18 protein-coding genes are annotated in these 24,307 nt (G+C 70.6%); 11 read left to right on the top strand and 7 right to left on the bottom strand.

Annotated features, from left to right (window positions below):
* Window positions 1–51: 51 nt before the first annotated feature.
* Window positions 52–906 (bottom strand): class I SAM-dependent methyltransferase, encoded by an 855-nt coding sequence (locus tag K7C98_RS21005; RefSeq protein ID WP_224193490.1) that lies wholly within the window; start codon window positions 904–906, stop codon window positions 52–54.
* Window positions 903–3,008 carry a S9 family peptidase gene (locus K7C98_RS21010; protein WP_224193491.1) on the bottom strand — a complete coding sequence of 702 codons (2,106 nt, stop codon included), beginning with the start codon at window positions 3,006–3,008 and terminating at the stop codon, window positions 903–905. The genes K7C98_RS21005 and K7C98_RS21010 overlap by 4 nt, the downstream gene beginning before the upstream one ends.
* Before the next feature lie 545 nt (window positions 3,009–3,553).
* Between K7C98_RS21010 and K7C98_RS21015 the strand changes: the two genes are divergently transcribed.
* Window positions 3,554–5,410 carry a DUF3696 domain-containing protein gene (locus K7C98_RS21015; RefSeq protein WP_224193492.1) on the top strand — a complete coding sequence of 619 codons (1,857 nt, stop codon included), beginning with the start codon at window positions 3,554–3,556 and terminating at the stop codon, window positions 5,408–5,410.
* A gap of 3 nt (window positions 5,411–5,413) precedes the next feature.
* Window positions 5,414–6,478 carry a hypothetical protein gene (locus tag K7C98_RS21020; protein WP_224193493.1) on the top strand — a complete coding sequence of 355 codons (1,065 nt, stop codon included), beginning with the start codon at window positions 5,414–5,416 and terminating at the stop codon, window positions 6,476–6,478.
* A 205-nt stretch (window positions 6,479–6,683) separates the two neighbouring features.
* Here K7C98_RS21020 and K7C98_RS21025 read toward each other — a convergent pair whose 3' ends face one another.
* A complete protein-coding gene (locus tag K7C98_RS21025; RefSeq protein ID WP_224193494.1) occupies window positions 6,684–8,783 on the bottom strand; it encodes a tetratricopeptide repeat protein in 2,100 nt (699 codons plus the stop codon).
* A gap of 5 nt (window positions 8,784–8,788) precedes the next feature.
* A complete protein-coding gene (locus tag K7C98_RS21030; protein WP_224193495.1) occupies window positions 8,789–10,765 on the bottom strand; it encodes a radical SAM protein in 1,977 nt (658 codons plus the stop codon).
* Window positions 10,766–10,823: 58 nt separating this feature from the next.
* Between K7C98_RS21030 and K7C98_RS21035 the strand changes: the two genes are divergently transcribed.
* The gene (locus tag K7C98_RS21035; protein ID WP_224193496.1) at window positions 10,824–13,187 is read left to right on the top strand and encodes a radical SAM protein; all 2,364 of its coding nucleotides are present in this window, start codon (window positions 10,824–10,826) and stop codon (window positions 13,185–13,187) included.
* Window positions 13,184–13,375 (top strand): hypothetical protein, encoded by a 192-nt coding sequence (locus tag K7C98_RS21040; protein WP_224193497.1) that lies wholly within the window; start codon window positions 13,184–13,186, stop codon window positions 13,373–13,375. Before K7C98_RS21035 ends, K7C98_RS21040 begins: the two co-directional genes overlap by 4 nt.
* A 28-nt stretch (window positions 13,376–13,403) precedes the next feature.
* On the opposite strand, the gene K7C98_RS21045 is transcribed toward K7C98_RS21040, so the two are convergent.
* Together K7C98_RS21045 and K7C98_RS21050 are read right to left on the bottom strand one after the other, a co-directional pair.
* Entirely contained in the window at window positions 13,404–14,159 is a 756-nt protein-coding gene (locus K7C98_RS21045) for a hypothetical protein (RefSeq protein WP_224193498.1), read from the bottom strand.
* 11 nt (window positions 14,160–14,170) lie between these two features.
* Window positions 14,171–16,438 (bottom strand): hypothetical protein, encoded by a 2,268-nt coding sequence (locus K7C98_RS21050; RefSeq protein WP_224193499.1) that lies wholly within the window; start codon window positions 16,436–16,438, stop codon window positions 14,171–14,173.
* 227 nt (window positions 16,439–16,665) lie between these two features.
* Here K7C98_RS21050 and K7C98_RS21055 point away from each other — a divergent pair, with 227 nt between their 5' ends.
* From K7C98_RS21055 to K7C98_RS21085, 7 genes are all read left to right on the top strand, one after another.
* Window positions 16,666–16,974, top strand: a complete 309-nt coding sequence (locus tag K7C98_RS21055) for a hypothetical protein (RefSeq protein WP_224193500.1) — start codon at window positions 16,666–16,668, stop codon at window positions 16,972–16,974.
* Window positions 16,971–17,114 (top strand): hypothetical protein, encoded by a 144-nt coding sequence (locus K7C98_RS21060; protein ID WP_224193501.1) that lies wholly within the window; start codon window positions 16,971–16,973, stop codon window positions 17,112–17,114. Before K7C98_RS21055 ends, K7C98_RS21060 begins: the two co-directional genes overlap by 4 nt.
* A gap of 484 nt (window positions 17,115–17,598) precedes the next feature.
* Window positions 17,599–18,717, top strand: a complete 1,119-nt coding sequence (locus K7C98_RS21065; RefSeq protein ID WP_224193502.1) for a hypothetical protein — start codon at window positions 17,599–17,601, stop codon at window positions 18,715–18,717.
* 615 nt (window positions 18,718–19,332) lie between these two features.
* Window positions 19,333–20,538 (top strand): hypothetical protein, encoded by a 1,206-nt coding sequence (locus K7C98_RS21070; protein WP_224193503.1) that lies wholly within the window; start codon window positions 19,333–19,335, stop codon window positions 20,536–20,538.
* A 418-nt stretch (window positions 20,539–20,956) separates the two neighbouring features.
* Window positions 20,957–22,048: a hypothetical protein gene (locus tag K7C98_RS21075; RefSeq protein ID WP_224193504.1), complete on the top strand. Its 1,092-nt coding sequence runs from the start codon at window positions 20,957–20,959 to the stop codon at window positions 22,046–22,048.
* Between the two features lie 162 nt (window positions 22,049–22,210).
* The gene (locus K7C98_RS21080) at window positions 22,211–22,855 is read left to right on the top strand and encodes a class I SAM-dependent methyltransferase (protein ID WP_224193505.1); all 645 of its coding nucleotides are present in this window, start codon (window positions 22,211–22,213) and stop codon (window positions 22,853–22,855) included.
* Between the two features lie 46 nt (window positions 22,856–22,901).
* Entirely contained in the window at window positions 22,902–23,501 is a 600-nt protein-coding gene (locus K7C98_RS21085; RefSeq protein WP_224193506.1) for a hypothetical protein, read from the top strand.
* Window positions 23,502–23,607: 106 nt separating this feature from the next.
* On the opposite strand, the gene K7C98_RS21090 is transcribed toward K7C98_RS21085, so the two are convergent.
* The gene (locus tag K7C98_RS21090) at window positions 23,608–24,288 is read right to left on the bottom strand and encodes a TetR/AcrR family transcriptional regulator (protein WP_224193507.1); all 681 of its coding nucleotides are present in this window, start codon (window positions 24,286–24,288) and stop codon (window positions 23,608–23,610) included.
* Between the last annotated feature and the right edge of the window lie 19 nt (window positions 24,289–24,307).

The raw sequence follows: 24,307 nt of genomic DNA on the forward strand, positions 1-24,307 counted from the left end.
GCGAGGGCATGTTCTCGGCGACATGTCCGCGGTGACATGTCGCGCGTCGCGTCAGGCGCGGGCGGTGACGATCCAGGCGGCGGCGCGGAGGAAGACGCCGTCGGGCCCGGCCCGCTCGGCGAAGGCGGCGCGCACGGCCGCGAGGGCGCGGCGGCGCAGGTCGTCGTCGTGACCGGCCAGCAGGCGCGTGAGGGGGCCGACCTCGGCGGCCTGGGCGAGCGCGTCGTCGAGCGCGGCCTCGCGCGAGTCGCCGCGGCCGAACCGCAGCGGGGCGTCGAACGGGGCGAGCGCGACGTCGCGGAAGCCGGCGGCCTCCAGGATGGCGAGCACGCGCCCGCGGTCGGCGAAGGCGAACGGACCGGGCGCGGACGGATCGGTCGGCGGCAGCGGCGGGAGCAGGTCGCGCAGCGCCCGGTGCGGCAGCGCGCCCCAGTCGTTGTCGGCGGCGGCGCGCCAGCACATGAAGGCGAGGCGCCCGTCCGGCTTCGCGGCGGCGCGCAGGTGGGTGAACGCGGCCACGGGGTCGGCGAAGAACATCACGCCGAAGCGCGAGAACAGCAGGTCGTAGGGGCCCCCGAGCGGCGCGTCGGCGGCGTCGGCGAGCCGCAGCTCGACCGCCAGGCCGGCGGCGTCGGCCCGCTCGCGCGCGCGCCCCAGCAGCGGCGCCGACACGTCGACGCCGACGACCGCGCCGCCCGGCCCGACCATGCCGGCCAGCGCGAGCGTGGTGGCCCCGGCGCCGCAGCCGACGTCGAGCACGCGCTCGCCGGGGCGGACGGCCGCGGCCCGCAGCGCGGCCTCGCTGAAGGCCGCGAACATGTCGTCGAGCCGCTCCTGGTGGCGCCGCCAGCTCGCGCCGCCGGGGCCGTTCCAGTGCTCGATCTGCTGCTGGTTCGCCCCGCTCATTGCGGCATGCCGTCCAGCAGGAAGGTCTTCATGAACAGGATCGTGGCGTACATCTGGTAGTCCTGGTTGCGCTTCTTGGCGAAGCCGTGGCCCTCGTCCTTGCCCTCGAGGTACCACACCGGCGTGCCGCGCTCCTTGAGGTTGGCGACGATCTGGTGCGCCTCGCTGGCGGGCACGCGCGGGTCGTTCCGGCCCTGGATGACGAACAGCGGCTTCTTGATGTCGGCGGCGCGGGTGAGCGGCGAGATCTCGAGCAGCTTCTTGCGGATCTCGGGGTCGCGCTCGTCGCCGTACTCGGCGCGGCGGAGGTCGCGGCGGTAGGCCTCGGTGTTCTCGAGGAAGGTGACGAAGTTGCTGATGCCGACGATGTCGACGGCGCAGCGGATCCGGTCGGCGAAGTGGACCGAGGCGGCGAGGGTCATGTAGCCGCCGTACGAGCCGCCCATGATCATGACGCGCTCGGCGTCGAGCTCGGGCCGCCTGGCGATCCAGTCGAGCGCGGCGCCGAGGTCCTTGACCGAGTCCTCGCGCTGGACGCCGTTGTCGAGGCGCACGTAGGTCTTGCCGTAGCCGGTGGAGCCGCGCACGTTGGGGTAGAGGACCGCGACGCCGAGCTCGTTGAGGTAGTAGTTGTTGCGGCCGATGAAGCCGGTCTGCGACTGACCCTCGGGCCCGCCGTGGACGATGACGACGACCGGGCGCTTGCCGGTGAAGCGGGCCGGCGGGCGGTAGTAGAACCCGGGGATCTCGCGCTCGTCAAAGCTCTTCCACTGGACGAGCTCGGGCTCGCTGAAGGTCGCGGGGTTGAGGGTGCCGACCTCGCTCTCGGTCCAGCGCTCGATCGTGCCGGTCTTGACGTCGAGCACGTAGCTGTCGGCGGGCGAGCGCGCCGACGACAGGGTGAAGGCGAGCAGGCGGCCGTCGGAGTGGAAGTTGAGGCCGCCGATCGTGCCCGCGGGGAGCTGGGTCTTGATCGGCCGCTCGCGCCCGCCCGGCAGCTCGTGCACGCGCAGCTTGCCGATGCCGCCCTCGTTGACGACGGAGGCGACCAGCTTGCGGTCGCGGCTGACGGCGAAGTCGCTGATGTCCCAGGGGACAGGTTGGCCGACAGGGGTGAGCTTCTTGTCGGCGAGGCCGAGGGTGACGAGCTCGCGGAACTCGCCGTTGCCGTCGGTGGTGGTGATGACCGCCTTGCCGTCGGCCGTGAAGGCGCCGCCGTCCCACGAGACCGGGGTATCACCTGTCTTTTCGGTCAGCAGCGTGCGCGTGCCGGCGGCGAGGTCGAACAGCCACAGGTAGCTCTCGTTGACGGAGACGTAGTTGAGCGCGAGGATCCGGTCGCCGTCGGCGGAGAAGTCCTGCGGCGCCCAGCCGCCGCCGTCGACCTCGGCGACCAGCTTGTCGGTGCTCGGGTCGCGCGGGTCGACGACGTAGAAGTCGGTGTCCTTCTTGTTGCGCCGGGTCGAGGTGTAGGCGTAGCGCTGGCCGTCGCGGGTCCACGGGCCGAGGCTGTTCTTCGAGGCGCCGTCGGTGAGGAGGGTCAGGGTGCCGTCGGCGCGATCGAAGCGCCAGTTCTGCGCGAACTCGTTGCCGCCGATGTCCTTGGAGAGGACGAAGAAGTCGCCGTCGCCGACCGGCGGGTAGGTGGCGCGGCCGACCCTGTCGCTGAAGAAGGTCAGCTGGCGCCGGTCGCCGCCGGCCATCTTGACCTCGTGGATCTGGTCGGTGTCGGCGAAGCGGGTGCGGATCAGCAGCGAGTGATCGACGGGGTGCCAGTCGATCGCGCCGGCCGAGCGCGCCTCGGAGTAGGTGCCGACGCCGTCGGCGATCGCGCGCGGGATCGCGGGGATGGCGTCGGCGAGCAGGCTGTCGGGCATGACGACGACGTCGGGGTCGCTCGCCGCGGCCGCGGGTCCGGTCGCGGTGGTGGTGTGCGGGGCCTCGGCGGGCTTGTCGGCGGGCCTGTCCGCCGGCGGCGCGCCGGTCTTGGCCGGGGCCGGGGCGAGCTCGGCGGGGCGGGACGCGGCCTTCTGCGGCTGAGAGGGCGCGCTGCAGGCAGCGGCGGCGAGGAGGAGCAGGCACACCCGGTGCGAGGTCGGCATGGCGAGCGACTATAACCGAGCGGCGCCGGCCCGGGACGCGCGAGCAGCGGAGCGCGCAAGGTGCCGCGGGGGACGAAGTCTGGGAGGATCGGCGGCTGCCTGCACGAGACGGACAGCGGGGCGGACGCGACGCCGGAAGCGTGCGTTCTTGGCCTTGTTCTACGTGGCTACCAGGGGAAGACGGGCTCGCGGAGGTAGTCGATCCCCTGCATCGCAGTAGGTTTTTCAGGCCTCGTGTAAGCGGAACTCGTCGAGGCGGCAGAGGTTGGGCGAGCCGATCTGCGTGGCCCACTCCCACACGAGCGCGCCGAGCCGAACGGGGGGAAAGCCCTACGCTCTTCAGGCGTTCGCACGCCATGAGGGCCTGAAGTCGACGAACTATCACCGCCGCGCTGGCCCGCGACAGCCCGACCGGGCGGGCTGCTTGCGCGGACGTCTATGGTGTGCGATCGACCACGCCATGCTAGGGTCCTTGGGACGGTCCAAGTCGGAACCAACCCAGGGCACTGGCGAAGCTTTCACACTTCCGCTAGGTTAGGCGATCGATGCTTCAGAGCCTCACTCTCCAGAACTTCAAACCGATTCGCGGTCCGATCGCGCTTGACTTTGGAGAGGTTACCCTCCTCGCCGGGCTGAACAGTTCAGGGAAGAGCAGCGTATTACAGGCGATCCTCATGCTGTCTCAGACCTTTGGACACTCGGATTACGAGCGCTCACTTGTGCCGAACGGCAATCAAGTCCAGCTTGGCCTATTAGCACAAGTGAAGAATGAGAATGCCAAGCCTGAAGATCCGGTCTCAATCGGGTTCCGCCTCTCATTTCACGAGACCCCACGGTATCGCCGACACCTTAACGGTAATCGCTCTCGAATCACCGAGATTACCGTCAACGCGAGTTTTCAGCCCACCGAGGTCGATACGGGAATCTTGCGTTCTGAAGGAGGCGCAACTTTGACCAGTCTTAATATGAATATAAAGACAGTCTACCGGCGCTCGCTGCAGCTTCACGCTGAACCGATGTCGACCGGAGAGTCCGAGTTGTATACTGAGAATGTCTCGGGCCTAGATAAGCAACGCTGGCGCTTCGGGCAGGGAATTTCCTATAAAACGCGCATCACACAGCTCGGCCCAATCTGGGAAGATCCGACGACTCAAGCTGAGGAGTCTATCCAAGGTGTGGCGCGAATGCGTCACTTCATGCCCGAGCGGATTGTGGTTAGACAGAAAATGAACTTTGACGGACGGATGAGATATGTCGCCAACGCGCTCGTGAGAATGGCTTTCAACTATTCCATGAGCTCGCTATACATGAGCGACGCTGAATCGAACGTATTTCCGCTGCCCGAGGAGATGATCACAGGATTTTATGAATATGTTCTAAAAAACGAGCAATTCGGCCGCAATAGACGCGTCCAATCCCTGAAACGCAAGGACGGATCGTTTGCTGGCTTCATTTCTTGGCTCCGCGAGGCTATGTCCATCACTGGGCTGCATGGGAGGGAAAAGGAGAATTTTCGGAACAATCTTCTTCGGAAGATAACTCGTGATGGCGAGAAATGGGCCGAATCGAGCAATGTCTATGAGTTGTCGACTCTGCAGACGATTGAAGGCGAACTTCTTGAAGAAGCAGTGAAGGCAGCGACAAACTTCTTCTTTGGAAAAATTCGCTATCTTGGACCTCTTCGAGTTGATCCACAAGCCATGCAAAGCTTTTCACCCTCCAGTGAACTCGATGACGTTGGATCAAGAGGGCAATATGCAGCTGCTGTATATGATGCGAATAGGCTTAAGCTAATTCGTTGGTGGAATCCAGACAAAAATGCGGAGGATTTTTCAACGCTTGAGCACGCTCTCAACGTTTGGATCCAACATCTGAGCGTCGCATATCGGGTACATACAAGTGAGGCGAGGGAAACTGGTGTCGCTTGGCGTGTACTCCATCGACCTGGTGCCAAAGATCGTCCGCTCTCAGCTGTAGGCGTTGGCGTTAGTCAAGTGGTCCCCATTCTGGTGGCGGGCCTTCTCGCGCCGGTCGATTCACTTCTTCTACTTGAGCAACCCGAGTTGCACCTGCACATGCGGGCCCAAGCGCGGCTAGGTGATTTTTTCGTTGGGCTTGCGCGGACGGGGAAGCGCTGTCTGATCGAGACGCACAGTGACTGCCTCGTGAACCAAATGCGATTGTATATCGCCCAGTCAAATGACGAAGACACTACGCCTTCAGTACGCGTGCTGTTCGCGCAGCAAGACGAGGCTGATGGTCGCACAACATTTTCCCCCGTGGAGATTTCGGAGTCCGGGAACATTCTGAACTGGCCTGATGGATTCTTTGACCAAACGATTCGGCAGGAAGAGGCGATAACGAAGGCGTCGCTGCGAAAGCGAATGAATCGACGGAGGTGACCCGTGCAGAGTGTCGGCATTCGCGTTTACTCGGATCCTTATATCGTCACAGTTCCGGATGACCAAGATGAAGGCTCAGTCTTGAGATGGCTAGCCTCCTTCGAGGCATGGATTTCAGAAATCGAGTTCTTGCCCGAAGTTTGGTACTGCTTCGCGGAGTGCGCACTTCAACTGTTGGAAAATGATCTCTTTCCCAGCTTTGATAGGCTCAGAATTCTGCAGCGGAAGCATAACCTAGACATAAACATCAAGCGTCTCGCTGCTGCCGCTTTGAAGTTCTTCCAGACGCATTCGCGTGATTATCTGAATGCCTGTGCGATCCGTGAAGTGCTTGCGGATCTGCAAAGCCAGCCCGCAGTACTCGTTGAGCGAAATCCGACTTGTACGCGAAGGAAGTTCATGGATGCGCTGGAAGTAATTGCTGTTGATGAGCATCTGCGTGGTGGGGGCGGATTAATTGCTACCATGTGCTCACCTGAAATTTCAGATCTAACTTCAATCTCAGCCGTGGGTTACGTTGATAGTTGTTCCCCGGAGGATGTTGGATCAAGTGCGTTCGCTCGTGAGATTAGCGTGACGATTCCAGTCGTCCAGAGTCCGACGGGGATCGGAGCGGCATTCTCTTTTCGGGCCGCTTTCCTGCTTGGCGCGAATTTTGTTGCCCGAGTGATTGCTTCATGCGTGGCAGACGTTGAAGGTCAGCCCCTTGAATTTGTGGTGTACAACAATTTTGCGAATTCTGTGCGCGGCTTGGGATTGCTTGCTAACGACGGTCACCTGGTTAAAATCGTCCGAATGTGCGTGGCCGTGGTTGTTGACGATACCAGGAGGCTTAGTAACTCTTATAATTTGAGGCCTCTTAGAGAGAGCGCGGCTGCGAATGCTGCGCAGAGGCGACGAACGTTTGATAAAGCATCAGCGTGGCGCTTGACGGTGATAGCGGAAGGGATAGGCATTCGGGCGCACTACTGGCGGGGGTACAATGCAGTCACAAAGAGGTCTTTCATCGAGTTCGTCAGTCTGCTCCGAAAACATGACCCAGAAGATATTCTGGAGTCAGATATTTGAGAGTGCGCGTGCGGCGAACCGCGTCGAGTGATCGCTGCTGTTCGTGGGTCGAGGAGTTCGGGTCAACATGTGACCGACGAGCAACGAGCAACGTGGATAGTGTGGCGGAGAATTGGGAACTAGCGAGGGCTGCTCGAAATTGTCCGATCGTGGCACTGGTGCGCACGCGGCGTGCGATTCGGTCAGGTGTCGGCGCGCCGCCGGCTCAGGCGACGCCGAGGGAGCGCAGCAGCAGCGTGCGGATGCCGACGAGGTCGGCGTCAATGCGCTCGCGCGGGTGGGCGGCCGCGGGGCCGTGCGGGACGGTGCGCAGCTGCCCGGCCGCGGTCACGTAGGTGACGCAGGTCGAGGAGCGGTTGCCGCGGAGCATGACGAGGGCCTCGGCGAGGATCGATGTCTGGTCTTCTAGACAGGGTATGAAGGACATGTCCCCCCAGACAGGTAAGTTTCGGGCAGCGGCGGCGTCGGAGACGAGGCCGGGGGCGTGGCCGCGCAGGTGGTCGAAGGCGCGGGCGAGGCCGGCCGCGTCGCCGCGGGCGGCGTGGACGAGGCCGAGCTCGACCCACGCGCCGGCGCGGGCGGGGTGGCTGACGACGGCGTGCTCGAGGTCGGCGAGGGCGCCCGCGAGGTCGCCGGTGGCCGCGCGGGCGCCGGCGCGGTGGGCGTAGACGGCCGGGCCGACGGTGCCGCGCATCCGGGCGATGCCGGCGGCCGACACGGCGAGGGCGCCGGCGGAGTCGCCTGTCCGATGGGCCAGGAGGGTGAGGCCGACGTAGGCCCAGCGGGTCCGCGGGTTGACGGCGATCGCGGCCTCGAGGTCGGCGCGCGCGCCGGCGTCGTCGCCGAGCCACAGCCGCAGCTCGCCGCGGTGGGCCAGCGGCAGCGACGAGCGCGGCCAGCGGGCGCAGGCGGCGTCGAGCAGGGCGAGGGCGCGGGCCGGCTCGGCGCTGCGGATCGTCTGCAGCGCCTGGCGCGAGGCGTGGCGCACACCTGTCCTCGTGGACACGCGCTTCAGGACATGTCCGTCGTGATAGGTGGCGAACGCGGAGCGGTTGCAGCCCATGCGCGCGAGGGCGTCGCGCGTGGCGGCCACCAGCGGGCCCTGGCGGTCGTCGGCGAGCGCGGCGGCGCCGAGCGGCGAGACCTCGGCGAGGGCCTCGGCGAACTCCTCGATCTGGCGCGGGTTGACGGCTGCGTCGGGGGCAGGGCGCTCGCCGGCGGCGGCGAGGAAGCGCAGCATCCAGGCGGCGAACAGGTAGCCGTCGCCGATCGCGGTCGCGCGGGTCAGCGCGGCGTGGGCCGGCTCCCAGGCGCCGCGGCGGATCAGCGCCTCGGCGCGCGACAGCTCGGCGGCCGGGTCGGGGGCGCTGCAGGCGGCCTCGAGCTCGGCGAGGGCGCGCGCGACGTCGCCGTCGGCGAGGGCGATCTGGCCGCGGAGCCGGCGGGCGCCGGCGCGGCCGAGCGCGCCAGGGGCCGCGTCGGCGCGGGCCAGCGCGGCCTCACGATCGCCTGTCCACAGGGACATGTCCGCGAGGGCGAGCGCGACGGCGGCGTCGTGCGGGGCCGCCTGCAGCGCGAGCTCGCCGTGGCGCTGCGCGCCGGCGAGGTCGCCGGTCTCGAGCAGGGCGAACAGGGCGGCGCGGTGGTAGAGGCCGGCGTCGGCGGCGGGGGCCAGGCGGACGGCGGCCGCGACCTCGGCGGCGCAGGCCTCGTCGTGGCCGGCGCGGGCCAGGGCCGCCGCCAGCTCCATGCGCAGCTTGGCCGACTCGGGGGCGCGCTGCAGGCCGCGGCGGGCGGCGGCGATGGCCGGCTCGAGATCGCCGCCGCGCAGGTGCATCTGCGCCTCGAAGGCGTCCCACGCCGGATCGGTGGGATCGGCGGCGCGGCCGGTGGCGATCGCCGCCGCGACCTCGCGCTCCCACCCGAGCGCGCTGGCGTAGCCGATCGCGCGGGTGGCCGCGGCCCGGGTGGCGGCGGGGGCGGCCCGCGCGGCGGCGGCGAGGGCGTCGAGGCTGCGCTGGTAGTCGTGGGTGGCGCGCAGGACGGCGGCGGCGGCGAGGGCCACGGCGGCGTCGTCCGACCTGTCCTTGAGAGCAGCTTCGGCGACGGCCCGGGCCTGGGCCAGCCGGCCGGCTCGCGCCAGCGCGGTGGCCCGCAGCAGGGCCCCGCGGGCGCCGAGGCGCGGCTCGTCGGCGTCGAGGTCGCCGGCGTCGAGCGCGGCTTGCAGGCGGCGGGCCAGCGGCGGGCCGGGGCGGCGCGTCACCACGACCGGCGGCTCCTGCTCGACGAACGCGGCGGCGAGCACATGGCTCAGGGGACAGGTCGCATGGCGGCGAACCCGTGGGCGCGCACGTAGTTGATGTGCATGCCCTTGCAGCCATGGTCGAACGAACATGTCTTGCAGCGCAGGCTCTTGACCTGGAAGCCGTCGTCGATGAAGCGGCGGGCGTAGCGGAAGATCTCGAGGCCGCCGTCGGGGCCGAGCTGGGCGGCGTCGAACACCGCCGGGCGGGCGCGCGGGGGCCGGCCGAGCACGCAGGCGGGGACGCCCTCGACGGGGACGGGGGGGCGGAAGGCGGCGAAGAAGGCCGGGAGGTCGAGGTCGAGCGCGGCCGACTCGGTCAGGCGCTCGCGCGCGGGCTGGCGCAGGACCAGGCGCGCCGGGGCCTGCGCCAGGGCCAGCAGCCACGGCTCGGCGGCGCGCGACAGCAGGAGGACGACGTCGAGGTCGAGCTCGGCGGCCAGCAGGGCCTCGGCCGCCGCCGGGTCGGCGACGACGACGCGGGTCACGCGCTTGCCGGCGAGGGTGAGCGGCTGGCCTTCAGGACCTGGTGCATGGGACATGTCCGAAAGGCGGGCGAGCAAGGCGGTCGGGTCGGCGAGCTCGAGCTCGATCTCGGGGACGGCGGGGAACTCGGCGGCCAGGGCCTCGGCGGCGGCCAGGTCGGGCGCGACCAGCCACAGGGCGCGCGGGCGGGCGGCCGCGGCGAGGGCGCGAGCGTCGAGGCGCGGGCGGGCCGGGGCCTGGGGCACGGGCGGGCCGGCGCCGAGCAGCGGCAGGCGCAGGCGGCGGGGCGGGGCGGGCTCGGTCTCTTCGGACATGTTGTCGTGGACATGTCCGGAGAGACCGGTCGTTCGCGCGGCGCGGGCCTCGGCCATGCCGGCGGCGGCCTCGTCGGCGGTGCCGTCGGCCGCGAGGTCGGGCATGTCTTTCAAAGCATGTCCCGGGGGATCGGCGGCGAGGGCCCGCTCGGCCAGGACGCGGCGCAGGCGGGCGGCGGCGTGCTGGCGGCTGGCCGGGTCGCCGCCGTAGGCGACGGGGGCGTGGCTGTCGGCGCCGGCGTCGACGCGGAGGACCTCGAAGGTGCGGCCGGCGAGCTGGGCCCGGACCTCGTCGAGGCGGTCGCACAGCGGCTCGAGGTAGCAGTGCTTGCACCGCTCGGGGGCGCGGCAGTCGAGCGGGATGTCGTGCTCGAGCAGCAGCGCGTACTCCTCCTTGCGCCCGCGGACCTCCTCGATCAGCTTGTGCGGGTCTTGAATGAGGTCCTCGAAGCCCTCGAGGTGCTGCGGCGGGAAGCGGTTGAGCCACACGTGCACGCCCGGCTTGCGGGCGTAGGCGAAGGCCTCGAGCAGGTAGGGCCGCATGGCCTCGAGGTCGTAGAAGAGGACCTCGCGGCCCTCGCTGTAGGCGCGGCCGAACGGGATGACGTGCAGCAGGTCGAACTCCCGCACGCCCATGGCGGTGAAGGTGGCCATGAGCTCGGGCAGCTGGCGCACGTTGCCGCGGTTGACGCAGACGTCGATGTTGACGACCGGGCGGCCGTCGGCCAGGGCGCCGCGCAGGCCCTTGACCTCCTCGTCGAAGGCGCCCCTGGTGCCGACGAGGGCGTCGTGGATCCGGGCGTTGGGGCCGTGGATCGAGAACGTGATCTCGCCGAGGCCGGCGTCGAGGGCGGCCCGCAGGAACTCGGGATAGGCGAACATGCGCCCGTTGGTGACGGTCTGGATCTTGCGATACCCGGCCCGCCGCCCGAGGCGCACGAAGTCGACGAAGTTGGGGTGGATGGTGGGCTCGCCGCCCGAGAGGATCAGGCGGGTGGCGCCGCGCCGGCGACCGTCGAGGATCTGGGCCTTGATCTCCTCGCGGTCGCGGTTGGTGCCGTCGTGCGTGTGCGCGTCGAGGCAGAACACGCAGCGGTCGTTGCAGTCGAAGGTCAGCCGGACCCAGTTGCGCCGCTCGTGCGCGGCCTCTTCGTGCTGCACCGCGGTGGCCGGGAGGGCGTCCATTCCCGGCCAGGGTACCCGTCGCCCCGCGCGCGCCGCAAGCGTGCTATCGTCGCCGACCGTGCGCCCCGGCCGCGTCCTCGTCGTCCATCCGCCCGTGTCGGTGGCGCGAGACTTCATCGATTACCCGTACTTCATCGACCTCGGGGCGGTCCAGCTGGCGGCGGTGCTCGAGGCCGAGGGCACGGCCTGCGACCTCGTCGACGCCTACGCGCTGCCCGGGGCGGGGCTCGAGTGGCGCAGCGACGGGCGCGCGCACCTCGGGGCGTCGGTGGCGGCGACGCTGGCCGCGTGCCCGCGCGAGGCGGCGGCGATCGTGGTGGCGGTCACGCCGTTCCACCGCCCGCCGGCCCGCGACGACCTCCTCGGCGACCTCCTCGCCGGGCTGCGCGCGCACCACGGGCCGGAGGTGCCGATCGTGCTGGCCGATTGCTACCAGTCGGGGCAGCACTACGTGGCCGCGCCCGCGCTGCTCGCCAGCTACCCGGAGGCCGACGCGTACGTGCAATTCGAGGCCGAGCGCACGGTGCCGGCGCTGCTGCGGGCGTACCTCGCCGGCGGGCCGGCGCCGCGCGGGCTCCACCGCGGCGAGCAAGCTGTCCTCGAGGACCTGCCCGTTCCGGCCTGGTCGAAGGTTGACCTCGACGCGTACCACGAGTTCCGCGCGGCGGTGGTCCGCGGGCTCGGCCGCGGCGGCTGGGCGTTCCCGATCGACGGCCGCACGCTGCCGGCGGTGACGAGCCGCGGCTGCCCGTTCACGTGCGCCCACTGCAGCTCGAACCCCGACACCCCGCCGGGGCGGCCGAAGACGCAGCGGCGCCACTCGCGGGCCGGGCTGCGGCGGCTGCTCGGCGCGCTCCGCGGCGAGCACGCGGCCGAGCGGGTGTTCGTGCTCGACGAGCTGATCAACGTCCACCCCGCGCACTTCGACCATGTCCTCGAGGACATCCGCGAGCTCGGCCTGCGCTTCGAGCTGCCGAACGGGCTGCGCGCCGACTACCTCGAGCCGCGCCACCTGGAGGCGATGCGCGGGCGGATCACGACGCTGAGCGTGAGCGCCGAGAGCGGGGTCCAGCGCGTGGTCGACGAGGTGGTCGGCAAGCGCCTCGACCTGGCGGCGATCGTGCGCGCGGCCGAGTCGGCGGCGGCGGCCGGGGTGCCGCTGATGATCCACTACATCATCGGCCAGCCCGGCGAGTCGGCGGCGGAGATCAACCAGACGCTGAGCTTCGCGCTGGACCTGTGGGACAGGTTCAAGGCGTGGCCGGCGGTGCAGTTCGCGACGCCGCTGCCGGGCACGCGGCTGGCCCGCTCGCTGCCGCTGGCGCCGCCGCCGGCCGATCACGACTGGGGGCCGCGGTTCCAGCGGGCGCCGACCGGGGCGACGGTGCCGGCCGAGCTGCTGGAAAAATTCCGCTGGACCTTCGAGCAGCGGCTGCAGGCGTCGCAGGGGCCGCGCAAGCTGGTGATGAACGCGACCTACGCGTGCAACAACCACTGCAGCTTCTGCGCGGTGGGCACGCGCTCGCAGCTGCACGGCGACGGCGAGCGACTGCGCGAGCAGCTGGCCCACTACCGCAAGCAGGGCGTCGAGCTGCTCGACATCGACGGCGGCGAGCCGACGCTCCACCCCGACCTGCTGGGGCTCATCCGCCACGCGCGCGCGCTCGGCTACCGCGCGGTCAACGTGACGACCAACGGCCGGCTGTGCGCCTACGAGGCGTTCGCGGCCCGCCTGGTCAACTCGGGGCTGTCGTCGCTGCTGTTCAGCGTGCACGGGGCCGACGCCCGCACGCACGCGCAGAACGTCGGGGTCGCCGAGGCCTTCGAGCAGACGCTGGCGGGGGTGCGCAACGCGGTCCGCCTGGCGCCCCGCGGGGTCGAGCTCGGGATGAACGTGACGATCACCAAGCACAACGAGGCGCAGCTGGCGGGGATCACCGAGCTGGCGTGGTCGCTCGGGCTGCGCTGGGTGAACTATCAATTCTTGACGCCGTTCGGCCGGGCGACGGCGATGCTGGCCCCCGACACGGCGAGCGCGGCGGCGTCGCTGCGCGCGGTGATCGAGGCGTGGCAGGCGCGGATGAAGCTGCAGATCATCAACCTGCCGTTCTGCTTCATGCCGGGGCACGAATCATTGATGCAGGGCGACCTCGGCAAGCTCGAGCGCCACATGGCGTTCGTCAACAACGAGACGGTCAACCTGGCGCAGTACCTGGCCGAACGCCGGGTGCGCAAGCCGGTGTGCGCGTCGTGCCCCCACGCGTGCTTCTGCGGGGGGTTCTACGAGCTCGACGAGGTGCCCGAGCCGCCGTGGCTGATCGCGCCGGAGGACCTGGTGCGGCCGCTGGCCGATCCGCGGCGCCACGAGTCGGTGCCGGCGGAGCTGCGCGAGCGCCTGCGCAAGCGCGCGGAGTCGACGTGAACGCCGAGGGCGAAGGGCTGGTGTGCCCGCGCTGCGGCTGTCCGGAAGTGCAGGTGACACCGGGCCGCGCGAGCGCGTGCGCGCCGCTGCCGGCGCCCGAGCTGCTGCGCTGCCCGCAGTGCGAGAACACGGGGACGCGGCTCGGGCTGCGCGGGCGGCCGATCGTGCGCTGGGACCACGATTCCTGAGGCGCGGGCGGGCACGACGTCGTCCGCTTCACAGCCACGTCACGCCGAGGAGCGCGTCGACCCGTTGCCCGAAGTCGCGGGCTGCGGCGTGGTAGTCGGTCGCCGCGAGGTGCGGAGCGTAACATCGCAATTGATAGATCCCGCGCCCGTCCGGCTCCGCGTGGATCAGGCCGCCCTCGAACTCGAGCAGCTCGGTGGCGCCGATCTGCGACGCGACGAGAGCGCCGGCCGATCGCGTGCACGCTCGATCGAGCGTCGGCTTCGAGGCGCGCCGCTCGATCTGCAGGCTCCTGCTGAGGCGCAGGTAGCTGATGATGAACTCGATCGCCCAGGTCGAGACGCGCGGGGCGACCTGGCGACGGCGCTTGAATCGTCGCTCGTCGCGCTCGTAGTCGGGGACGAACTCGCTGGTGGGCGGGTCCTCCTTGCCGAGATCGCGGAACAGCGGGCCCCAGTGACGATCGCCCTCGCCCGCGGTCAGCAACGAGAACGCGGCGCAGTTCGGCACCTGCTTCAGGCCCCAGCAGTCGCGCAGGACGTGCTTCCAGCCGTCGATGCGGTGGAGGTCGTCGAGCAGGACGATCCACTCGCGCACCGCCAGCGGGAGCGACTTGCCGACGCCCGCCTCGGCCTCGCCGACGCGGTCGACGGTCCGCCCGACCGCTCCGGTGTCGAGCCCGTGCCATCGCAGCAGGAACTCGCGGATGAGCTGGAAGCGGCCCGACGTGTCGTCCGGGAGGCGGTGGAGCGTCGGCGGATAGGGCGTCACGAGCTTGGGATCCACGTCAGTCGTCTTCATTCGGTGCCAGGGACGTCGGAGGGCTGCAGCTCGGCGAGGGCGCGCTCCAGGACCTCGTCGCGGCCGGCGCGGAGGCCGGCGAGCGTCGGCGTGACGGCGACGTCGGGGGCGAGCGGCGTGAACGGATCGCGGCCGACGGCGAGGGGTTCGCCGTGGGTGTAGTCGACGACCAGGCCGCCGGGGAGCTTGAAGGCGCGCACCTCGGCGGTGGCGCCGGCCGTGGGGCTGCCGACGAGGCGCGCGCCGTGGTCGGTCCGCAGGGCGTGGAGCAGCGGCTCGGTGTGATGCACGGCGCCGGCGTCGGTGAGGACGACGAGCCGCGAGGGCAGCGCCATGGGCTCGCGGGGAGCGGTCGGAGCCGCGTCGGGGTCGCGCCAGGCGTGCTGTCCTTCGGGCCAGATCGTGTGTCGCTCGGGCAGCGGCGCGGGTGGGACCAGCAGCTCGACGATCTTGCGGGTGACGCCGCCGCGGGTGTCGAGGATGGCGGCGTCGGCGGCGGCGATCCGCTCGGCGGCGGCGCGCAGGTCCGCGGGGTCGAGGCCCGACAGATCGACGTGGAGGAGGCCGGGGGCGAGGTCGCGGATCTTCGGGCCCGGTCGCACCGCGGGCGCGAGCCGGACCGGGACGGTGGCGACGGCGACGGTGTGCTCGCCGTCGTCGCGGCGGACCGTCAGCGCGCGCGGCTCGTCGGTCTGCCCGCGAGACAGCCGCGACAGCGCCCACAACATGCGCCGCGCGTCGGTCCGGCCGGGGGCGTACTCGAGGACGTCGCGCAGCGCGAGCTCGACGGGCACGCCGTCGAGGGCGAGGACGACGTCGCCGACCCGCAGGTCGGGGGCGCGCGCGGGATCGACGGCGGTGACGACGACCTGGTCTTCGAGCCAGGTCCAGCGCAGGGCCAGGCGGTGGACGAGCTCGACGTCGTTGTCGACGTGGGCCTGGGCCGGGGTGTCGCCGATCGCGGCGAACAGCCGCCACGCGACCTCGCGCAGCTCGAAGCGATCGCGGGCGACGGCGGCGCGGGCGAAGCTGTCCCGCAGGACATGTTCCCAGGCGTCGCGGTCGCGGGCGACGTGGGGCGAGAACTGGCTCAGGCGCGCGCCGAGCACGGCGATCGCGGCCAGGCGGGTGAGGCGGTCGCCGGCGGCGGGGGTGAAGCCGGGCGGCTTGGTCAGGGGCGGGTCGCTGCGGCCGGGTAGCGGCAGGCTCGAAGCGGCGGCCCACACGGCGTACGGCATGCTGGCGACGAGGCCGCGGGCGAGCGGGACGGCGTGCGGGACGCCGGGCTCGGGCACCGAGATGTCCTCGGGGACATGTCCCACGAGGCTGTCACGGTCGACGCGCTGGCTCTTGTCGCCGTGGCGCCACACGAGGGCGCGGGTGGCGTCGGTCGGGCGGGCGAACGGCGCGAGCGTGGGTCGGCCGACGGCGACGCGCACCAGCGGGGCGCGCGGCTGGAACACCCGCTCGAGCGCGTCGGCGAGGGCGGCCGGGCTGTCGGCGGCCAGGACGGTCTGCACGCCGGCGAGGGCGAGGTGGTTCCAGTCGCCGTGCTCGACCTGGTCGGCGGGATAAAACCAGCGGACATGTCCCAAAAGCCTGGTGTAGGCGAGCAGGTTGTCGAGCTCGCGCTCGCCGAGGGGCGCCGGCGGGTCGCAGCCGGGGCAGGCCGGGCCGACGCGATCGAGGGTGACGCCGTCGAGCTCGACGCGCGCGGCCTCGCCGAGGTGGACGGCCAGCTCGATGGTGTCGGCGTCGCGCGGGACGTCGAACTCGACGCCGCGCAGGGCCCAGGCGCCGTCCTTGAAGCGGATCGCGGCGCCGTCGACGACGCGCCGGCGCTCGCCGGCGCGGGCGTGCACGGCGAGGCCGGGCCGCGAACCACCGGTCGTCTCGGCGCGCACGTAGGCGTTGAGGCGCACGCGCTGGCCGCGGACGGCCGCCGCCGGCACGACCTGGGTCAGCTGCGCGCTCGCGGCGAACCGGTCGTCTGCCGGCGTGAGGGCGATCGCGGCGCAGCCGTCGAGGCCGGCGAGGCGCGTGACACCGGTGCCGGAGGCGTCGCGCAGGCTCCAGCCGGCCAGCGGATCGTGGAGCGCCTCGAAGCTGCCGTTGACCACGGGGACGGTGCCGACCGCCGTCGGGCCGCACGTGGCGTCGATGCTGGCCAAAGGGACAGGTACTTCGGGGCAGGTGTCGTCGCAGGCGAACACGCCGAGCGCGCCGGTGAACAGGAAGAGACAGGTCGTGCGAGAGGTCGGCATAAGCTCTATCCTTTTGCTAAGGCGCCGCGAAGGCAGGCGACGAAACCACGATATCAGAGGTGCGGCGGCCGGGTCGCCTCCGGGCGAGGACGTGGTGGCCCGGAACTGGAGCCAAAACCGCGACGAGCGGCTCCCGGACCGGAACTCGCGCTGCGGCGAGGCGGATCGGCGCGAGCGGGCCGGGGGCCCTGTCGCTCGTGGCCGCAGGGCGCGCGACTCGGCATCGGGTGGCGCATACGGAGCCCACCGGGGAGGCGATGGTCGACGAGGCGCTCGAGCTGCGCGTGCTCGACGACGCCTCGTCGCGCCCGGAGCGGCGGGCGTACCTGTTCGCCGTCGTGCTGCGCGGGACGACCACGGAGGTCGGGCGGATCGTCCTGCGCGTCGATCATGAGGATCCGGGCCTGGTGGCCCATGCGGGGCACGTGGGCTGCGAGATCGCGCCGGAGCACCGCGGCCGCCGCCTGGTGCTGCGCGCCTGTCGATTGTTGGCACCGCTGGCGCGACGCACCGATTCGCAGAATTGTGGCCGATGACGAGCCCCGACAATGCGGCCTCGCTGCGCACCATCGAATTGCTGGGAGCGACCTATGTCGACACCGTCGACGTGCCTGTCCATTCGGACATGCGGCTCCTGGGGCTGACGCGGGTGCGCCGGTATCGCTGGTCGCTGTAGTCCGCGGCGCACCGGGCTGGTGAGTCGACGCGCGGCGGCTCGCCTGGAGGGCCGGCGGCGTCGACCGTGGGCAACGGCGCGGCCGCTCGCCGACGGCGAATGCGCGATGCACTGTCACATTCTCGGCGCCGCCTCGGCATAATGCCACCACCGCGCGGCGCGGCCGACTCCGGCGCGGGGGACGACCGCGGGCGGGCGAGCGGCATTGATAGGAGTCGGCGAGGCGGTCGCAGCGGCGGCCAGGAGGCGTATTCGAGCGGCTCTTCGCGCGCCCCGCCGAGGCCGCGGGAGCGGCTTATTTCGCCGAATTTGGCGGCGGAGACGGCCCTTCCGGCGGGTTCTCGCCACAATTGATCACACCCGTGTTTGCGCTCCACCACACCGTAGCTTTGCCTACCCGGTGCTACCAACCAATAGTTCGACCGGAGCGGCTCCGACGGGATTGACCTGCCGGCTGCTTCAGACAGAGAAAGGAAACCCTCCCATGTTGCGTACCATTCTTGTGTTGTTCCCGGCGCTCGCGTTCGCGCTGCCCGCCACCTCGTCGGCCGACGAGCCCCGCTGGGGCGGCCAGCAAGGCTATGGGCAGAACGTCGGCAAGGACATCGAGCAGGAGATGAACTTCTGCGTGGACCTGCTGCAGGGCGTGACCCAGAACCGCTCGTGCGAGGTCCTGAGCGCCGACGAGTGCCTGGCGGCTTGCGACATCGCCGCGACCGGTGACGACGCCGCTCGCTCGTGCCGCAGCTCGTGCACCGCCGGGGGCGCCATGTTCTGTAGCACCGCCCGCTGGGGCGGCGGCTACGATCAGGGCTTCGGCAAGCCGGGCGTCGGCAAACCCGGCTTCGGCAAGCCGGTCGGCCCCGGCCAGGGCCTGACGCCGCTCGATCAGGATCTCGAGCAGGAGCTCCTGCAGGATCTCGAGCAGGGCTTCGGCAAGCCCACCGTCGGCAAGGACCAGAACGTCGTGCAGGAGCTCGAGCAGCTCGAGCAGGGCTTCGGCAAGCCCACCGTCGGCAAGGACCAGAACGTCGTGCAGGAGCTCGAGCAGCTCGAGCACATGGTGCAGGACGATACGCTCCTCGAGCAGGAGATGGTCCAGGAGCTCGTGCAGGAGCTCGAGCAGGGCATGACGCAGGACCTCGATCAGGACCTGATCCAGGACCTCGAGCAGGAGCTGATCCAGGATCTCGAGCAGGGGATCGGCAAGGACATCGGCAAGAACATCGGCAAGGACCAGAACATCGGCAAGCCGGGGTTCGGCAAGCGCTGGGGTAAGTACGACCAGGGCTTCGGCAAGTACGACCAGAGCCTCGAGCAGGAGATCCTGCAGGAGCTCGAGCAGCACTTCGGCAAGCACGAGCAGGGCATCGGCAAGCACGAGCAGGGCGTCGGCAAGTACGAGCAGGGCATCGGCAAGTACGAGCAGGGCATCGGCAAGTACGAGCAGGGCATCGGCAAGCCGGGCTTCGGCAAGCGCTGGGGCAAGGGCTTCGATCAGGGCATCGGCAAGGGCGAGCTGATCTACCTCGATGTCACCGAGTGCGAGATGCTGGTCCAGGATCTCGAGCAGGGCGTGGGCAAGCACACCTTCGGCAAGTGACCCACGGCGCGCGCGCGGTCCTCGAGGCTCGATGACCGCGCCGCACGGCCCGCTCCGGGCCGCATGAGGCGGAGCGCCCCGAGCCTCTCGGGCGCTCCGCTTCGAGCGGCGAGGCCCGCCTCGCCGCTGAACTCTCCTAACTGTCACAATCCGAGTCGCGCCCGAATCAGCGGCGCAGCGCGAGACCGGCAGATCGAGCGCTCCCCCCACTCGGCGGCGAATACGTCGGCGGCCCTGGCCCCGCGCATCGTCGATACCTCGACCGGCGACCCGTCACGCTGACCTCGACCCGATGGATTGCCCGCCGGTCACTCCGTGCGACCCATGCACCGCGCTCGCCGTCGTCTCTGCGAGCGGATGCCGTGAAGCGGTCGCAGCTGCCGTCGGTCAGGACCGCGCTCACGCAGAGGACCGCTCCGGCGGGCCTCCATGTCGCCGCGAGACGAGAGGAGAATCATGCGAGGCTGTCGATCGACGCTGCGTGACGATCGCTCCGCCTCGAAGTCGCTCCCGAGGACCCCGCCGCGATCCTGCGGCCGGCGACGACGGAGAATGTGCGAATGGTGCGCTCATTGTTCGAGGTGTATCATGTCTGTGTTCATTACTACATCATCATTGTCCGCGAGCCGACTCGCGACTTCGTTCACGCTCCGCGCCGCGCTGCTGCTCGGCGTGCTCTGTCCGGGGCTGTCGGCCTGTGACGAGCCGGTCGACGAGGCCGAGGACGAGGAGGCCCTGACCGAGTCGCAGGAGGAGGCGCTGCTGTACCGCGAGGGCTGGTCGAAGGCCGACGACCCGCGCCTGCTCGGCAAGGACTTCAACTTCGAGTTCCACGAGCTGCCGACCAACGGCTGGGCGGAGCGCACGCCGTGGCCGGGCTATTACTGGCCGACCTACAACGACAGCATCAACTACCGCTGGGCGGGCTCGAAGGTCCGCTCGCCGGCCGAGAAGTACGGCGCCGCGTTCGGCCGCGCCGGGATCGCGGCGGCCGTGTCCAACCAGTTCGGCGTCGGCAGCGTCGGGGGCTCGCGCGCGTGCAAGTACGACTCGCAGTGCGGAGGGGGCCGCGCGTGCGCCCGCCGCCACGGCCAGGCGCGCGGCCGCTGCGTCGAGACCTGGATCGGTATCTGTCACGCGTGGGCGCCGGCGGCCATCATGGAGCGCGAGCCGAAGCAGGGCATCACCTTCAACGGGGTGCGCTTCGAGATCTCCGACCTCAAGGCGCTCGTCAGCCTCACGTACACCGAGGGCCTGTCGGTCCGCTTCATGTCGCTGCGCTGCAACTCGAAGGGCTGGCCGGGCAGCGCGCCGTGCAAGGACACCAACCCCGGCAGCTTCCACGTCGCGCTGACCAACCTGCTCGGCCTCCGCGGCAAGTCGTTCGTGTTCGACCGCACCTACGACCGCGAGGTGTGGAACCACCCGGTGATCGGCTACAAGGTCACGCGCGACCAGGAGGTCTCGGCCGCGACCGCGAACGACATGCTCAAGGTGGGCGGCTCGAAGTACCGCTTCAACAAGAACGCGGCGGAGCTGCGGCGCATGCGGACCGAGGTGTACTGGATCAACGAGGCGGGCCCGGGCTATAACCAGCAGCTGGTCGACAACGTCAAGACCTTCACGTTCACCGAGGTCTACGACTACATCCTCGAGCTCGACGGCTCGGGCCGGGTCATCGGCGGCGAGTGGGTCGGCGGGTCGCGGCGGCGCCACCCCGACTTCGTGTGGCTGCCGATGTCGAAGAAGAACAGCACCACCGCCGGGGTCCGCTACGACGAGGTCGAGCAGCTGATGCAGAAGGCCGGCGGCGGCATCTGATCGAGGTCGCGCGGGGCGCTGCGATCAATCGGGGAGCGGCCGCCCGCTCGCTCGATTCACGCAGGTCCGGCTCGCCTCGTCGAACGACCCCGGATGACCGAGGTCCTTCGATTGGACAGGCAGCGACGGATCGTTCGAGCACGCTCGGATCGATCCGTCGCTGTTCGCGTGCGTCGAACCGGTACGGGCGGGCGACGCCCGCGCGCGTGCGGACCGCGTGGCGTGCATCAGCGCCGCGGCGTGTGCGGAGCGCGGGCGGCGGCCGGGAAGACCCCTCAGGGCGAGGCGGAGGCGCACCGGGCCCTGTCGTGAGGGCGCGCGCGATCGTGCCCCCCGAGCGGCGGGGGGGTCGCGGCGATTCGCACGGCGCCGCCCTCGCGCGATCGGGTACGATGCCGCCATGTTGAGAATCTGCCCATTGAATTTCCTTCGATCGTCGCTGCCGTTGCTGCTCGTCTCGCTGTCGGCGGCGGCCTGTGAGAATGGCAGCGGCACGAGCACCGGGACGGCCAGCGACACGTCGACGGCGACCGACGGCGCGACCGACCCCACGACCGGCAACGTGGCGCCGACGACGACGCAGACGACCGAGGAGCCGACGGTCGGCACCGGCACGGTCGGCACCGACAGCACGGCGACGACGACTCCGGAGCCGACGTCGACGACGACGCAGGGGGTCGATACGACGACGTCGGAGGCGACGAGCACGAGCACGAGCGATCCGTCGGAGACGACGACCGGGGAGACGACGACGACGACGACCGGGGAGACGACGACGACCGGCGACACCAGCACCGGCACGACCGGCGAGCCGGCCAGCGACATCGAGATCGTGATCACGGCCGACAACGCGTACGGGTTCGCGTACGGCACCGAGGACGACATCTCGATGTACTGGGGCGGGATCGAGAACACGACGGCGGGGCAGATCTTCAACTGCGGCGAGGGGCCGGAGCTGTACGTGGTGCCGTACGAGGAGGCCGACAACGCCAGCTTCCTCTACATCGTCGCCTGGGCCGATTCGTCGGTGACGCAGGGCGTGCTGGCCCGGTTCCGCCGCAAAGACGGCGGCGGGAACTTCGGCGAGGACGTGTTCACCGGCACGGAGGGCTGGGAGGTGTGCGCGACGGGCGTCGATTACCAGCCGGGCAGCGGCGGGCCGACGCTGCAGGTCATCAACGAGCACATCGGCAAGTGCAACGCGGGCGCGCTCGATCCCAACACCACGAGCGTCGGCTGGGTCGACGACGTCGGGACGCAGTACGGGGCGGTGGCGTTCGGCGAGGACAACACGACTCCCTACAACGGCGGGCCGATGGCCGGCAACGAGTTCCCGCTGGTGTGCCCGATGGACATGCCGGCCGAGGCGAAGTGGATGTGGTTCGACTGGGACCCGGGCAACGTGCAGCCGCCGCAGAGCCCCTTCCTGTGGCCGGGCGGCGGGGGCAACCCGGACCACCAGTTCCTCATCTTCCGCTTCGCCGCCGAGCTGGTGCCGATCCCGATGTGAGCGGGCGAGCCTCGTGCAGGATCGCGGGGCCGCCGCGGCGGCCCGCGCCGGCCTCGACGCGGCAGGGCTTGCGCGGGCGGGCCGGATTGACTATACCGCAGGCACGTCTGGCGGACGCAAAGTGCCCCCATTCGCGGCAGGGTGAGGCCGCAGGGAGGACACATGCGGAGCACCGATATCGTCTCAGGTTATGACTTGTGGGCGCGGTCGTATGATCGCTGCGACAATCCGCTGGTGGCGATGACCGGCGTGGCGATGCGGCGCTGGCGGCCGGAGGGGCGCCGCGCGATCGAGCTCGGCTGCGGGACGGGGCGCAACGCGCCGTTCTTCCTGGCCCGCGGGTTCGAGGCCTACGTCGGCGTCGACGTGTCGCCGGGCATGCTGGCCCAGGCGGCCCGCAACGTGCCCGACCCGCGGGTCCGCTTCGTCCACGCCGACGCCGCCGAGGTCCCCGGCCTGTGCGGCTTCGACGGCGCGCTGCTCAGCCTCGTGCTCGAGCACGCGGAGGACGTGGCGCCGCTGCTGGCGTCGGCGGCCCGGGCGGTGCGCCCGGGCGGGTGGCTGCAGATCTTCGAGATCCACCCGCGCTGGCGCGCGCAGGGCGGCCGCGCCCACTTCGAGCACGAGGGCGAGGACCTGTACCTGCCGAGCTACCTGCACGAGGCGGCGGCGATTCACGCGGCGATGGCCGACGACTGGTCGCTGGTCTCGGTCACCGACTGGTACGCCGATCCGGCGGCGAGCCCGAAGCTGGGCCGCCGCCGCGGCCAGCCGGCGCTGCTCGAGCTGAGCGCCGTGCGGGCGTGAGCCCGCCCGAGGCGCGCTCGGGCGACGGGTGATAGGCTCCTCGGCGATGCGCTCTCGTCTGCACCCGTTCGCGCTCGTGGGATTGCTGGCCGGCTGCGGGCTCGACGAGGAGCAGATCTGGGCCGGCGTGCTGACCAACGCGCCGTTCATCTACGCCGCGGGGCTGGTGGTGCTGTACTCGCTGTACCCGCCGTGGTCGCGGGCGCTCCCGGGCCTGAAGTTCGGCCGCAGGAGCCACTGGGCGACCTTCGCCGGGCTGGTGGCGCTCATGCTGTGGGCCTGGCCGCGGGCGCGCTTCGACGGCATCGGCGCGTACTGGGGGTTCTTTGGCAGCGCGACGGGGGCGTTGTGGCTGCTGCTGTGGCGGATCGGGCTGATCTGGCCCAAGAGCCAGCCGTTCCGCTGGACCGGGCCGGCAGCGTTCGCGATCTCGACGAGCCCGGCGATCGCCGGGCTCGCCAGCCCGACCTTCGCCGACTACGGGAATGCCGGGATCGGCGCGTGGATCGTGGGCGGCATGGCCGGCCTGACGTTCGTGCTGGTGCTGCTGGTCGTCGGCATCGAGGCGTGGCGGGTCGGCCAGCACGCCGAGCGGGCGCGCCCGGCGAGCGAGCAGGGCGCGACGGCGGCGCAGCCGGAGCCGTGACGTCACGATTCGAGGAGGCGAGCGGGGTGCCGCGGCCGCGGCCGCGACGATGCGCGCACGGGCCGGCGCCCCGGTGATGCGAGCCTGCGGGTCGAGAGGTCGGCGCTCAGGCGCGCGTGCGGTCGCGGGCGGGTACGTGCATGCCGTCGACGACGACGTCGGCGAGCGCGTCGGCGAAGCGCTCGATGCTGAGGCCCTGGCGCAGCGGGTCGTCGCGCAGCAGCGGGGCGAAGCGGGTGAGGGCCTCGACGACGACGATCCGCGCGCGGCGCTCGTCGTTGGTCCACCGCTGCGGGGCGACGGCGGCGTCGAGCAGGGCGCCGATGAATTCGCCGGCGTCGGTGATGGCCTGGGCGGTGCGCTCGGGCATGCCCTCGAGCAGCGCGGAGATGATCTCGGGGTCGCCGATGGCGGCGCGGCTGAGCAGCGGCGAGGCGGCGACCATGAGGATCGAGGCGCGCACCCACTGGCGCAGGCGGTCGCGCGGGCCCAGCGTCGGCGCGTCGATGCCGTCGAGCTGGGAGAACAGCCGCAGCTTCTCGTAGGCGCAGGCGGTCATCAGGACGTCGACCTTGGTGGCGAAGTAGAGGTAGACGGTGCCCTTGGCGATGCCGGCGGCGCGGGCGATGTCGTCGATGCCGGTCTTGCGGTAGCCGTGGGTGACGAACAGCGCGATCGCGGCCTCGAGGATCCGCAGGCGCTTCTTGCCCTTCGGGCTGTCGGGGTCGACGTCACCCACCATCTCCTCGAGGATGGTCCGCATCTGGGCGAGGCTCTCGTAATTCATCGCTGACCAGTTTGACAAA

This window comes from Nannocystis pusilla (assembly GCF_020073745.1).
Classification (GTDB): Bacteria; Myxococcota_A; Polyangia; order Nannocystales; family Nannocystaceae; genus Nannocystis; species Nannocystis radixulma.

Excerpts from the sequence above, each read along its gene's own strand:
- K7C98_RS21090 (WP_224193507.1), bottom strand. The coding sequence starts at position 24,288 with ATGAATTACGAGAGCCTCGCCCAGATGCGGACCATCCTCGAGGAGATG.
- K7C98_RS21030 (WP_224193495.1), bottom strand. The coding sequence starts at position 10,765 with ATGGACGCCCTCCCGGCCACCGCGGTGCAGCACGAAGAGGCCGCGCAC.
- K7C98_RS21085 (WP_224193506.1), top strand. The coding sequence starts at position 22,902 with ATGCGCTCTCGTCTGCACCCGTTCGCGCTCGTGGGATTGCTGGCCGGC.
- K7C98_RS21060 (WP_224193501.1), top strand. The coding sequence starts at position 16,971 with ATGACGAGCCCCGACAATGCGGCCTCGCTGCGCACCATCGAATTGCTG.
- K7C98_RS21015 (WP_224193492.1), top strand. The coding sequence starts at position 3,554 with ATGCTTCAGAGCCTCACTCTCCAGAACTTCAAACCGATTCGCGGTCCG.
- K7C98_RS21065 (WP_224193502.1), top strand. The coding sequence starts at position 17,599 with ATGTTGCGTACCATTCTTGTGTTGTTCCCGGCGCTCGCGTTCGCGCTG.
- K7C98_RS21005 (WP_224193490.1), bottom strand. The coding sequence starts at position 906 with ATGAGCGGGGCGAACCAGCAGCAGATCGAGCACTGGAACGGCCCCGGC.
- K7C98_RS21010 (WP_224193491.1), bottom strand. The coding sequence starts at position 3,008 with ATGCCGACCTCGCACCGGGTGTGCCTGCTCCTCCTCGCCGCCGCTGCC.
- K7C98_RS21080 (WP_224193505.1), top strand. The coding sequence starts at position 22,211 with ATGCGGAGCACCGATATCGTCTCAGGTTATGACTTGTGGGCGCGGTCG.
- K7C98_RS21050 (WP_224193499.1), bottom strand. The coding sequence starts at position 16,438 with ATGCCGACCTCTCGCACGACCTGTCTCTTCCTGTTCACCGGCGCGCTC.